At 62.7% G+C, this 12,550-nt stretch carries 13 protein-coding genes and 1 pseudogene; 11 read left to right on the top strand and 3 right to left on the bottom strand.

Annotated features, from left to right (window positions below; all coding sequences use genetic code 11):
* Positions 1–119, top strand: a pseudogene (locus AC19YR_RS20865) (IS30 family transposase); the annotation flags it as partial.
* A 124-nt stretch (positions 120–243) separates the two neighbouring features.
* Here AC19YR_RS20865 and AC19YR_RS20860 read toward each other — a convergent pair.
* Entirely contained in the window at positions 244–963 is a 720-nt protein-coding gene (locus AC19YR_RS20860) for a YczE/YyaS/YitT family protein (protein WP_500599976.1), read from the bottom strand.
* Between the two features lie 204 nt (positions 964–1,167).
* Here AC19YR_RS20860 and AC19YR_RS20855 point away from each other — a divergent pair, with 204 nt between their 5' ends.
* From AC19YR_RS20855 to AC19YR_RS20820, 8 genes are all read left to right on the top strand, one after another.
* Positions 1,168–1,599: an Lrp/AsnC family transcriptional regulator gene (locus tag AC19YR_RS20855; RefSeq protein ID WP_095107926.1), complete on the top strand. Its 432-nt coding sequence runs from the start codon at positions 1,168–1,170 to the stop codon at positions 1,597–1,599.
* A gap of 109 nt (positions 1,600–1,708) precedes the next feature.
* Entirely contained in the window at positions 1,709–2,722 is a 1,014-nt protein-coding gene (locus tag AC19YR_RS20850; RefSeq protein WP_095107925.1) for a sensor domain-containing diguanylate cyclase, read from the top strand.
* Complete coding sequence (locus tag AC19YR_RS20845; protein WP_176465073.1) at positions 2,719–2,940, top strand: response regulator transcription factor; 222 nt, start codon at positions 2,719–2,721, stop codon at positions 2,938–2,940. Before AC19YR_RS20850 ends, AC19YR_RS20845 begins: the two co-directional genes overlap by 4 nt.
* Positions 2,933–3,172, top strand: coding sequence for a response regulator transcription factor (locus AC19YR_RS20840; protein ID WP_218192047.1), 240 nt, complete (start codon positions 2,933–2,935; stop codon positions 3,170–3,172). Before AC19YR_RS20845 ends, AC19YR_RS20840 begins: the two co-directional genes overlap by 8 nt.
* 187 nt (positions 3,173–3,359) lie before the next feature.
* Positions 3,360–4,010 carry a response regulator gene (locus AC19YR_RS20835; RefSeq protein ID WP_095107922.1) on the top strand — a complete coding sequence of 217 codons (651 nt, stop codon included), beginning with the start codon at positions 3,360–3,362 and terminating at the stop codon, positions 4,008–4,010.
* Between the two features lie 186 nt (positions 4,011–4,196).
* A complete protein-coding gene (locus AC19YR_RS20830) occupies positions 4,197–5,582 on the top strand; it encodes a hypothetical protein (RefSeq protein WP_095107921.1) in 1,386 nt (461 codons plus the stop codon).
* Between the two features lie 73 nt (positions 5,583–5,655).
* Complete coding sequence (locus tag AC19YR_RS20825; protein ID WP_500599972.1) at positions 5,656–6,894, top strand: hypothetical protein; 1,239 nt, start codon at positions 5,656–5,658, stop codon at positions 6,892–6,894.
* 77 nt (positions 6,895–6,971) lie between these two features.
* Complete coding sequence (locus AC19YR_RS20820; protein ID WP_095107919.1) at positions 6,972–7,184, top strand: hypothetical protein; 213 nt, start codon at positions 6,972–6,974, stop codon at positions 7,182–7,184.
* Between the two features lie 387 nt (positions 7,185–7,571).
* On the opposite strand, the gene AC19YR_RS20815 is transcribed toward AC19YR_RS20820, so the two are convergent.
* Complete coding sequence (locus AC19YR_RS20815; RefSeq protein WP_500599970.1) at positions 7,572–9,647, bottom strand: c-type cytochrome; 2,076 nt, start codon at positions 9,645–9,647, stop codon at positions 7,572–7,574.
* Positions 9,648–9,901: 254 nt separating this feature from the next.
* Here AC19YR_RS20815 and AC19YR_RS20810 point away from each other — a divergent pair, with 254 nt between their 5' ends.
* Positions 9,902–10,351 (top strand): allene oxide cyclase barrel-like domain-containing protein, encoded by a 450-nt coding sequence (locus AC19YR_RS20810; RefSeq protein WP_095107916.1) that lies wholly within the window; start codon positions 9,902–9,904, stop codon positions 10,349–10,351.
* On the opposite strand, the gene AC19YR_RS20805 is transcribed toward AC19YR_RS20810, so the two are convergent.
* On the bottom strand, positions 10,317–11,498 hold the full coding sequence (locus AC19YR_RS20805) for an MFS transporter (protein ID WP_500599968.1): 1,182 nt from the start codon (positions 11,496–11,498) through the stop codon (positions 10,317–10,319). The genes AC19YR_RS20810 and AC19YR_RS20805 overlap by 35 nt on opposite strands.
* Before the next feature lie 95 nt (positions 11,499–11,593).
* Between AC19YR_RS20805 and AC19YR_RS20800 the strand changes: the two genes are divergently transcribed.
* The gene (locus tag AC19YR_RS20800) at positions 11,594–12,496 is read left to right on the top strand and encodes a LysR family transcriptional regulator (protein ID WP_500599966.1); all 903 of its coding nucleotides are present in this window, start codon (positions 11,594–11,596) and stop codon (positions 12,494–12,496) included.
* Positions 12,497–12,550 lie beyond the last annotated feature (54 nt).

Genomic DNA, 12,550 nt, shown 5'->3' with positions numbered 1-12,550 from the left:
TGACCGTCGAGGCGGTCAGTCGCGTGGTAACGAAGATCAATTTACGCCCGCGAAAACGCCTGGGCTGGAAGACGCCGTACGAAGTTTATGCAGGGGTGAGCGTTGCACTTATGTGTTGAATTCAGGCTTTATTAAGTTCCATCTCGAGTTCCTCATCATCACGGAAGTTTATTGTTCAACATCACGGGGCAAATCTTCGAGGCGAGAGCGTTCCGCCGCCAAAGTGGCGGCAGCCTCTCGTTATTAGGGATAAGCGGAAGTTACGCTGGCCAAGCCATAGTTCTTGAGGGAAAAGCGCCGGGCATTGATATTCATGAACGGTTGTATCAGCGGGCCGATCACCAACAAGAACGCAATAGTGCCCACACCAAAGGGCCCGCCCAATAACCAACCCGTAGAAAAGATGCTAATTTCGATAATCATCTTGGCCTTGGTAAAGGACCAGCGCCATTTAGCGACCATGGTCAACACCACCAGGTCCATGATGCGTATACCGATACCGCTCATGATTATCAGCGCCGACGCATAGGCACATAACACCAGCCCCACCGCCAGCATCGCGTATTCACTCATGCGCACCGTAAGGTATTCCCCCAGGCCCAGGAACGACCACAGGTCGATCAACAGGCCCGTCAGGGTGGTGGTGATGAAGGGGCTGATGGGCGGGTACTTCCTGTTCCAGAGCATCCACCACGTCAGGAAAAACAATGACACCAAGGCCGAACAGGCGCCCATGCCAAGTTTGACAAGTTGGTCGATAGAGATAATCAGAACATCCAACGGGTCAGTACCCAACTGACTGACAATAAATAACTTCGCGCCCAGCGAGAAAATAGCCACACCGGCCAGATACATCAAAAACTGGTCAGCCTTGAAATGTCGCAAGCTATGAACTTGCAGCCTTATATAGTCGGAAAACAGCGGATAGGTATTTTTTTTGCGTGACGATTTATCATATTCCATACAAGCACCATCCTTGGCGGAGAATAATAAATTAAGCAGCGTGCAACGCAAGAGTGTTTAAACTATGGGATAGCCGGTTTGACTTCTATTTTTTTTGCCCGGACTAAAAATAGACTAGCACTTGATTTTATTTTGCTGCATTATTTTTTAACGAAAAATCGGCTATTTTCATTAAAAACTATAGTTTTTTCGGGAGAACCTTACATGGACCGTATAGACATAAAAATCCTCACCATGGTGCAAGAGTCCGGGCGTATTTCCATCACCGAGCTGTCCAAACACGCCGGCCTTTCCATCCCCGCCACCACCGACCGCTTGCGCAAGCTTGAAGACGCGGGCGTCATCAAGGGCTACAGCGCCCAGGTCGACCCCACCAAACTGGGCTTTGGCATTTCCGCCGTGGTGGGCATGACCACTTTCAAGCCCGCCAAAGCCAAACTGATCGCCACCCTCAACGACATCCCCGAGGTGGTCGAGTGCCTGCATGTCACCGGTAACGATTCCTACCTGATCCGCATCTACGCCAAGTCGATGGCCGACATCGAAGAGATCATCGCCAAGATCAATGCCTACGGCGAAACCCGCACCAGCATCGTGCTGTCGGTGCCTATCGAGCGCCGCAAGCTGGTGCCCTGACCCGCCGCCGGGCCGGGTTTATAGCGCCACGGACCGACGAAAGTTTTGAACTATCCTGTGGGGCTATAGGAGCCGGCCATTTCACGGCCGGCCGGCATGGAGAGCGAAAATGGGCAATGCACCCTCCACCGGACCGGCCCCGGGCCGGCCCGAAGAATTGGACCAGACCACGTTGCATACCCTGATGGACCTGGTCAGTGACGGGATCTGGGATTGGAACGCCAACACCGGCTACGTGTACCGCAACCCCGGGTGGTACGAGATGCTCGGCTACGCGCCCCACGCCCTGGAAAACACGGTGCTGACCTGGGAAAGCGTGATCCACCCAGACGACTACCCCCGCGTCATGGCCCATTTCGACGACTACCTGCACCAGCGCACCCCGCGTTATCGCATCGAGTACCGCTGCCGCACCCGCGAGGGTGATTACCTCTGGATCGAAGACCGCGGCCATGTGGTGGCGCGCAACGCCGATGGTTCAGTGGCGCGCATGATCGGCGCGCACCGCAATATCGAAGACCGCAAACGCCAACTCGCCCAACTGGAACTGCGCAATCAATCCCTGGAAACCCTGGTCGAGGAGCGCACCCGTGAGCTGTCGCAGGTCAACCAGCAGTTGCAGGCGCAGCTGGAACAGAACCGCCGATTGGCCGAAAGCGACGCCCTGACTTCAATCGCCAACCGCTATCGCCTGGAAAAAGTCCTGCAGCAGGAATGCGAGCGCGCCCAGCGTTTTCGCCAGCCGTTGGCCCTGATAACCATGGACGTGGACGACTTCAAACCGATCAACGACCAACACGGCCATGCCCTCGGCGACGCGGCGCTGATCCGCGTGGTGCAAAGCATCCAGGGCTGCGTGCGCGACACCGATCTGCTGGCGCGCTGGGGCGGCGATGAGTTCATGGTGGTTTTGCCCGGCACGGGCTTGGACGCGGCGATGGCCATGGCGCAGACCATCCGCCACGCCTTGCTGGCCTTGCCCGCCATGGGGGATTTCAAAGTGACCTTGAGTTTCGGCGTGGTCGAGCGCCGCGAAGGTGAACAGCAGGCCGACCTGGTGGGCCGCGCCGACCAGGCGTTGTATCGCTCCAAGGCGGCGGGCAAAAACATGATCTCGGATTGACCCGCCCGCCCACGGCGCCGCTGACACCCAGGGAGATGGAAGTCCTGCGGCTAATCGGCCAGGGGCTCGATTGCCGGGCGATTGCCCGGCATCTGCACATCAGCCCCCTGACCGCGCGCAAACACCGCAGCAACATCATGGCCAAGTACGGCCTGCACCATGTCGCCCAACTCAACGCCCTCGCCGTAGAACGGGATTTTCGTCGAGCGTGTGGCTGAGGCCGTCACCCCAAGCCCGCGCCACCCAGGGCTTTCGCGCCGCGAGCGGGAAGTCGCCCTGCACATCTGCCAAGGCCTGACCAGCAAGGAAATCGGCCAGTTGCTCGGCATCAGCGACCTCACCGTGCGCAAACACCGCGAGAACCTCTACCGCAAACTGGCCATCAGCAGCATCGGGCAGCTTGTTCTCTACTGCCTACAACAAAAATGGATTTATCCCGCAACAAACTGAAATTCCTCCTACGCCATCGGTGGTATTGCCGCTGCTACGGGCGACCTCCAATGATGGTCGGGCAAAACCCTCGGGCAGTTTGCACGAGCCCCCCGCTCCCCAACACGGAGACAAGGAATGTCACGGCAACCCCTCTGCATCCCGCATAAAAAACGCTTAACCCTCCTGACCGCCCGGGAGGTGCCTGATGCCTGACGCCCCCCTCGACATCCTGCTGGTGGACGACCATCGGCTGTTTCGCCAAGGCCTGGCCGTGCTGCTGGGCCGCGAGCCTGACATGCAGGTCACGGGCCTGGCCGCCAATGGCCTGGAAGCCCTGGCGCTGCTGGCCCAGGCCCAGCCCGGCCTGGTCATCCTCGACCTGGAAATGCCCCTGCTCAACGGCATCGACACCCTTCTGCGCGCCCACCAACGCCACCCCGGGCTGCGTTTTTTGTGCGTCTCGGCCCACCGCGAGCAGTGGCGTATCAGCGCCGCGTTGGACGCCGGCGCCCTGGGCTACCTGCTCAAGGATTGCGCTGTCGAAGAACTGGTCAAAGCCGTGCGCACCGTGGCCCAGGGCCGCGCCTACCTGTCGCCGGAGATTGCCACTGAAATGGTCCTCAGCCAGCGCTTGGCCAAGGCCCAGCAAGGTGCCGCACCCGGGGCCAACCTCAGCCCCCGGGAGCGGCAAATCCTCCAATTGCTGGTCGAAGGCCTCACCACCCGCGCGATTGCCGAACGCATGCACATCAGCAGCAAAACCGTAAGCACCCACCGCGAACACATCATGAGCAAGCTTGAAATCAAGGGCATCGCCCAACTGACGCGTTTTGCCCTGCGCGAGGGCTGGCTGTGAGGCGTACAGCCCTGGGCATTTGTACCGAGGCGCGAATCAGGCTTTTGGCGGCGCCGAATCAGCATTGCCCACGCTGTCAGCGCTGCGGGAAAAACCCAGCATAGGTTCCAGGCGAGCAATCGCCTTCGGAGGTCGCGGCGGGTGCCGCGATGCTCGGTTCTTCCATCCGATCTGGAGCACTACAAAATGGCTGACGTAGACACGCAAGACCTGTGGGCAAAATGGCTGGGCGCGGTTCAGGCAGCAGCACTGCCGGCCGGCCTGGGCGAGGGGCAGCGCTTCAGCGCCGGCTCCACCACCCTGAACGTGGACCTGGGCAACGCCGACCCCACCATCCAGAACTACTACATCCATGGCCTGGGCGATGTGGTGCCGGCCAACAGCCCGTCTTATTCGGCCGGTAGCAGCCTGGTGTCGGCCTACGCTGCGTTTCTGGATTGGATCGACCCGGGCGCCAAGGTCAACCCCAACCTGGACAGCCAGGTCAACCTCGCGACCACCAAGCTCAACAATGCGCAAAAGGCCTTCAACGCCATCCTGATGCAGGCCATTACCGCCTATAACGCTGCCAAAGGGGTCATGCCCGATCTGCCTGCGTTCAAGGACTGGCTGCCGACCAACTACCCCAGCTACCTGACCGCCAACAACGACTTGATAGGTGCCTCCGGTGCCTACGAACAGTTGATGATTCAGGTCTACGGCCCCAACTACGCCTCGCTGCAAAACGCACGCACCAACGTGGGGTACAACTACGCCCAGAACGTACTGACCCAGAACAAATTCAACATGGCGGTGACCTCCGGCAGCGTCTCCCCGCCCGGCAGCCAGCCCGTGGTGATTGGCGGCGATACGCCTGCGGCCCCCTCCGCCCTGGTTTCTTCGTTCTTGCCCGCTTATAGCCTGCAAGCTTTCGGTAGCAAATACCCTGAGTGGCAAGCCGCCAGTGTCGCGGGCCAGAACGATGCCGGCGCCTCCATCAGCATCACCTCCAGCACCGAGGACTACAGCCTGGACAAATCCGGCTGGAGCGCTTCGGCCAAGGCGACGCTCTTCGGCGACTTCTTCAACTTCTCCCTGGGCGGCTCCACCAGCGGCGGCAAAACCAGCATCAACACCAGCAGCAGCGACTTCTCGCTGACCGTGGATTTCACCGGTTTCGGCAGCTTTCCGATTGCCCCCGGCGCCTGGTGGAACAGTGCCCTGGTGGCGTTGAACACCACCAAGCTCAAGCCTGGCGCACCGGACTTCTTCGGCGATGACGGCGCGCTGTCGGGCCTGGCCACCCAGGTGGTGGTCGGGTTCGAGCCCACCGTGACCCTGAAAATGAGCGCCAGCGACTACAGCAACGTCAAGAGCACCTGGCAGGCCCAGGCCACCACCTCCATCGGTATCGGCCCGTTCCGCCTCGGCAAACTCTCAGGCTCGGCCAACGGCACCAAGCAGGACATCCACTACGACGATGCCACTGCCTCGGTCACCATCGGCCCGGTCAAGAGCACCCTGCCGGTGCTGCTGGGTGTAGTCAGCCAGCGGCTCGGCGGTAGCCAGGATACCGGCGGCGACGACGAGTAAGCCCTCCCCCGATTCGCCTCTCGCACACGCGGGGGGCGAACCGCTCCAGGCCACCGCACAGGGAGTACGGACCGTGGCAAACGACCCTTCGATATGGCAGTTGTATGGGCAGACGCTGGCCGGTTGGGCCGACGTGGCGAGCACCTCAGTGCTGTCGCTGGCCGGCATCAACACCTTCAGTGACTTGGGCAGCGCCGACATCGGCCGCTGCAACTGGAGCATCTACCAACTGGGCAACGCCCTCCCCGCCCCTACCGGCAGCTACTCGCCCCACGGCGACTGGTTCGGCGCCTACTGGCTTTACCTCAGCTACCTGCTGCAGGCCGCACCTGCACCTGCCGCTACCACGCCACTGAGCAACCGGCCCGCCGCACTGCCACCCGCGGCCCCCGATTTCCAGCGCTATCGGCAATTGCTGATGGCCTTGCGCAACCCGCCGTCCGCCACACTACGGGCCGCCAGAACGCCCTCACCTGCCAGCGCCCTGGCGCAAGCCCATCAAGACTTGACCCAAAGCCTGGCCAGCACCGCGCCGCAGGTTGTCGGCGCCCTCAACCTCTGCTGGCTGGCGTCACAGCAAGACCCCACCTCGCTGAACATGCCAGTCAGCATCGCCACCGGCACCGCCCGCTGCCCCACGTTCAGCCTGGCGCAATGGGCCCAGGCGTGGAAAACCTGGAACGCCCCACCGCTGCTGCGCGCCAGCCCGGCCCGCGTGCTGCTGACCGGCGCCACCGTGCCGCTGGCGCCGATTGCCAGCGGCAACCTGCGCGCCCAACCACCGGGCGGCTGGCCCGCATTCATTGGCCTGAGCATCGCCACCCCAGCGCAACCGGCGCTACGCGGCTTGGCAAGCAACGCGAGCACAGCGGGCACCTCGGTGAGCCTGAGCATGGCCCTGGCGCAATTCGGCAGCTTCGCCCTCACCCCCGGCGGGTGGTTCAACCCCGCGTTCCTCGACGCCAGCCACTACAGCGCGCCGAGCGACGCCCCCGATTTTTTCAGCGCCAACGGTGCCCTCGGCCTGTTGCCCAGCCATGCCTTGGTGGGCCTTGGCCCGCAACTGACCCTGCGCGCCAGCAACCCGGCCCAAGCCGAACAACTGGCCGACACCGTCACCCGCATCGGCCCCTTCAGCGTCCAGGCCAGCACCACCGTGCAACTGCCACCCGACGCCAGCGGCAGCAGCGGGCAAGTGGACATCCACTTCGACGCCCAGGACTCCAACGTGCCCGTGCTGCTGGGCGTCGTCAGCCAACCGGCGCGGCCAACCACGATTCCATCCACCGATAAGCAAGGAGGGCTGCGATGAATATCACAGATGAACGTTGAGGCGCGGCTGCAAGTAAATAAGTGCAACTTTAAACTCAATAAGCGAGGGGCAAGATCATGCCTACCTATAACCAGCAAAAGTTCACCAACCAAGCCACCCAAGTAGTGCAGCAGGTTTACTGGAACGACAAACTCAAGTTTGCCGGCTCCCCTGAAGTGACCATCGCCAACTGGCTCAACGCGCAATATGGCGGCGTGTGGAAGAAAGAAGGTTCCCGGCGAACCCATCTGCAAAGCGGTGATGAAAGTGCTGTGCTGTACAAACCATGACGCTATCGCGCAGGGCGCCTATGGCGCCCTCGCTTAATCAACTTTACGAACTCACCAACGAGACAAAGCCATGGGTAAGTATTGTGTGGAAAAGTTTGAAAACATGGGCACCGGCAAAGAAGTAAAGGTGTATTGGGAGTGCAATAAACATGTGCATAACGCGGCCATGATAACGTCCGTCAAGATCTGGCTGGCGACGCAGTACCCCTTGGAGATAGGGTTATGGAACGTCCGCGCCAATAGCTACAGATCAAACCAACCAGAGCCTGACGAGTCCAAGAACACGATCAAGTACGGTTGACCCGAAAAAAACGAGGAGGCCTTGGGCCTCCTCGTTCTTCACAGCGGCATTACCCATTCACATGGGCCGCAGCGCTTTGTGCGGCCTTAGTACCGCGCATCCACCGGTTTGCCGCCCTTAGGCCAATCCTTGACCTTGTCCGGGAAGTCCGGGCGCGGTTGGTGGGAGAAGTACTCGGCCACGTCTACCGCTTCCTGGTCCGACAAGCCGCCCTGGCCCAACGGGAATTTTTCGTGGAAGCCAATGGGCATGTTGCGTTTGACGAAGGCCGCAGCCGTGTAGGTGCGGGCCATGCCGGCGCCGATATTGAACGACTCGTCGCCCCACAGCGGTGGGTAGATGAGGGTGCCGTCTTCGCGTTTGAGGCCTTGGCCGTCGTCGCCGTGGCACACCGCGCATTGCTTGGCGTACACCACCTTGCCGTTTTGCGGGTCGGGCTTGATGTTGGGGTCGATCTTACCCACGCCGCGCCCGGCGACTTTGTCTTCGGGTTTGGTCTCGCGCTTCATCCAGTCGAAGTAGGCGACCATCGCCTGCATGTCGGCCGATTGCACCGGCAACGGCTTGCCGTGCATGGAGCGGCGGAAGCAGCCGTTGATGCGTTCTTCCAAGGTCACTTCCTTGCCGGCGCGCGGCGCGTAGCCCGGGAAGAACGCCGACACGCCGACAAACGGCGAGCCATCGGCCACGGTGCCGGCGTTGAGGTGGCAACTGGTGCAGTTCAAGGAGTTGCCGACGTTATCCGGCAGCAGTTCCTTGGTTTGCAGGTGCAAGCGCATGCCGCGTACCACTTGCTCGGCGTTGGGCGCCGAGAGCAGGTCGGCCAGGCGCGGGGTCTCGAAGGCCGAAGAATCGGTGTTCTTCGGGTTGAGGTTGGCGCGCATCTTCTTCACCTGGGCGGCGCTGATGGCCGAGCCGGTGTTGCCCCAACTGCTGCGCACGAAGCTGAGGATTTCGGCGATTTCCTGGTCCGACAGGCGCGCGAACCCGGGCATGGTGTAGACCCGTGGGTGGGCCACAGTCTCGGCGGTCTGCCACCCGGTGAGGGTGATGTGCAACAGCGAGGTGGGGTTGGCCGAGGAAATGCTCGGGTTGCCGGCCAGGGCCGGGAACATGGCTTTCACGCCGCCGCCGTCGGGGCGGTGGCAGTCACCGCAGAACTGCGTATAGGCCAGGCCGCCACGGCTGGTGAACTGGTTGTCCGGGGCCTTGGCCGGTTGCAGCGGCACGCTCGGCATCGGCAGGTCGTCCTTGCCCGGTGGCAGCGCCTTGAGGTAGGTGGCCACGGCGGTGAGGTCGGCGTCGGTGAAGTGCTGGGAACTGTGCTGGATCACATCGGCCATGTTGCCCGAGACGGTGGCAAAGCGGTTTTGCCCGGTCTTGAGCAACTGCACGGTGTCTTCCACGGTCCACAGGCCACGCAGGCTCAAGGCCCGCCAGTGTTCCACGGTCTCGCCGGCCAGGTAGTGCTTGCCGCTGCTGCCGGCGTCGCTCATGGCTTTTTCCTGGAACGCGAGGCCGCGCGGGGTGTGGCACGAGCCGCAGTGGCCCAGGCCCTGCACCAGGTAAGCACCACGGTTCCACACCTCGTCCTTGGTTGGGTCCGGAACGAAAGGCTGGTTGTCGACAAACATGAAGTTCCACAACGCCAGGCCCCAGCGCTGGTTGAACGGGAAGCTCATGTCCGCTTCCTTGTTGGCCTTGTTCACCGGTTCCACGCCTTGCAGCAGGTAGACGTAGAGGGCGCGCATATCGTCGTCGCTCATCTTCGCGTAGGACGGATAGGGCATCGCCGGGTACAGGTTGTAGCCCGCCGGCGAGACGCCTTCGCGCATGGCACGGTCGAATTGCTCAAAGGTGTAGCGGCCGATGCCGGTGTCCTGGTCGGGGGTGATGTTGCTGGAGTAGATGGTCCCCATGGGGGTTTTCAGTTCCAGGCCACCGGCCATCTCGGCGCCTTTTTTGTCGGTGTGGCAGGCGATGCAGTCGCCCAGTTGGGCCACGTATTTGCCGCGCTCGATGATCGAGTCGGCGTCTTCCAGGGTCGGTTCCAGGGTTTGGCTGGCAGGCTCGGTTGCCGGGGCGGGCTCACTGGCCAGGAGGGGGTTCAAAAACAACAAGGTCGCGCCAAGCATCGCCAGGCGGGAGAGAGAAAAAGCCATCGCACTATTCCTTTATCAATCCGCCTGGGGTGGTCCCCTCAGCGGATCTGCAATCATTTTTATTGGCTTGTCAGGCATACGGTCGGGGCGGTGTGCGCCCCACCATCGTTGTATAGGTTTTTGCATAGCGGCCTTTTGATATGAATCAGGCCAGGGGAATAAAACTGACATATCACGCCCCTTTCACGGCTGTATGAATACGCCGAGCCTGGGCTAGGCTCCACCACTCCACCCCTGGCCCATGGAGCGCGCCAATGAATATCCGTCACTGCATCCTCGTTTCCCTGCTGGCTGTGGCCAGCCTGCCCACCCTCGCCGCCGAGCGCGAAACCCTGCGCCTGACCACCCTCGCCGACGGCAACCGCGGCACCAAAGGCCCGGTCGACCTGGCGCCGCCCGGCCCATCCCAGGGCGACCTGTTTGTGTTTGACCAACCCCTGATGAACGAGCAACGCCAGGACATCGGCACCAACAGCGGTTATTGCCTGGCCACCCAGCCTGGCGTGTACAGCCAATGCCAATGGACCCTGACCCTCAAGGACGGCGCCTTTGTGGTGGCCGGCCAGGAAGCGGAGCAAGGCAAATCGGTGGTGGCGGTGATCGGTGCCACGGGCAAGTACCGGGGCTTCTATGGGCAGATGAGTTCCCAGCCCAATGGCGACGGCACCTTTACCCAGATCCTGGAGGTCCGCCGCCCCCGTTGACCGGCCGCCAGCCCCAACGGGCCAGCAGCCAGGCGCCCAACTGGAAGGCCATTATCAGCGCCACGCACCCCGGCCAACCCCAGCGCTGCCACAGCAGCGCGGGCAACACCGCGCCCAGGCTGCCGCCCAGGTAGTACGCACTCAAATACCAACCCACCGCACCGGCCTTGTTGTGCCGGGCGGTGGCGGTGGTGAAGGCGTTCGCCGCCGCTTGGGCGAGGAACACCCCAGTGGAACTCAACGCCAGCCCCGCCACCATCAGGGGCAACGGCGCCAGCAAGGTCAGCAGGGAACCGGCGACCCCCAACCCGCACGCCACGCCGAGCAAGCGCACCTGAGGCCAGGACTTGCCCAGGCGCCCCGCCACCGGGACTACCACCAGCGCCAGCAAAAACACCAGGTAGATCGTGCCCAGCGCCGCCGGCCCCAAGGAATACGGCGCCTGCCCCAAATGCAGGCCGGCGTAGGTGAACATCGCCACCTGGGAAAACAACACGCAAAAGCCCACCCCATAAGCCGCCAACAACGGCCTGCTGCGCAGCTCCCGTGCGGCCAGCCCACGCCCCGTGGCCGCGGCGGCCACCCCGGGCGGGCCGGCCGGTAGCAGCAGGTGAATGCCCAGGCCAATCAACAGCGTCAGCGCGGCCAGCACCACAAAGGCTTCGCGCCAGCCCAGCCACTCGGTCACCAGCCCTGTGACGAACCGCCCGCCGAACCCGCCCAGCACGGTGCCAGCCACGTACAGGCTGGTGACTTCAGTCACCGTGGCACCGCGCCAGCGCTCGCCGATGTAGGCCACGCTGGTGGCAAACAACACGGGAATCAGCAGGCCCTGGGCAAAACGCCACAACAGCAACTCGGCAAAGCCCTGGGCCTGAGCAATCAGCAAGGCCGGCTCGGCCAGCAGCAGTGCGCAAAACACCATCACCCGGCGCCGCTCGAACACCCCGGTCAAGCGGCTGACAAAAGGCGCCATCAACGCCACCGCCAGGGTGGTCACGCCGATGCTCCAACTGGCCTCGCGGGGGCTCAGCGCGAACTGCGCGGCAAACACCGGGAGGATGCCCTGGGTGGCGTACAAATTGAGAAACGCCGCACAGCCACACAGAAACAGGGCGATGCGCGGCGCGGGTAGAAAGCGGTTCATCATCTCACTCGTCGGACCACAGGCATCCGTTATAGAGTGCCGGGCCTTGGCCGGGCCAATACCGAATTCCCACCGATCGATACCTAAGGCCGCACATGCTCGATCTACGTCGCCTGCGTTACTTTTTGATGGTTGCCCAAGAGCTGCATTTCGGCCGCGCCGCCCTGCGCCTGCACCTGGCCCAGCCGCCGCTGACCCGGCAGATTTCCGCCCTGGAGGCCGAGCTGGGGTTTCGCCTGTTCCAACGCAGCAGCCGCGCGGTGAGCCTGACCAGCGAAGGCCAGGCCTTTTTGCCCTACGCCCGCGCCGTGCTGGAGCAAATGGAGTTGGCCCAGGCCATCGCCGGCAAACTGGCCAGCGGTTGCGCCGGGCAACTGACCCTGGGTTTTGCCAGTTCGATTGCCTTGTCGAGCCTGTTCAGCGAGGCGATCCGGGTGTTTGGACAGCGCTTCCCTGAGGTCGAGTTGAGCCTGATCGAAGGCGCTTCGGCCAGCCAATGGCCGCAGATTATCGACGGCCGCATCGACATCGGTTTCAGCCGTTTGCACCCCGGCAGCGGGCACGACGGGCTCGACACCCTGGCCCTGGCCGACGAAGAGCTGATTGCCGCAATCCCCAGCGCCGACCCGTTGGCGGCCCTGGCCGAAGTGAGCCTGGCGCAGTTGAGCGAGCGGCCGTTGATCCGCTTCCCGGATGACTACGGCTCGGGCCTCAACCAGATCCAGGACCACCTCTACCACGACGCCGGGGTGCGCCTGGTGCCCGGCGCATCGGGGCGCCAGATCACCTCGATCATCGCCCTCGTCGCCGCCGGCCAAGGTGTGGCCCTGGTGCCGCGCTGCACCGCCGCCCTGGCCCTGGCCGGCGTCACCTACTGCCCCGTCGAAAACCGCCAGGCCCGCGCCAGCTTGCTGCTACACACCCGCCGACAGGGGCGCAGCAAAGTGGTAGATGGGTTTATCGCTATCGTCAGGGAGTTGGTGGGCAGCCCGCCTTGACGCCATCGCCTGGGCACCATGAGAATGCCCGCCGCCTCATCCCCTTGTTTAATG

This window comes from Pseudomonas sp. MF08817 (genome assembly GCF_059862705.1).
The sequence above is the reverse complement of the archived record's forward strand: the minus strand, read 5'-3'. Positions and strand labels throughout refer to the sequence as shown.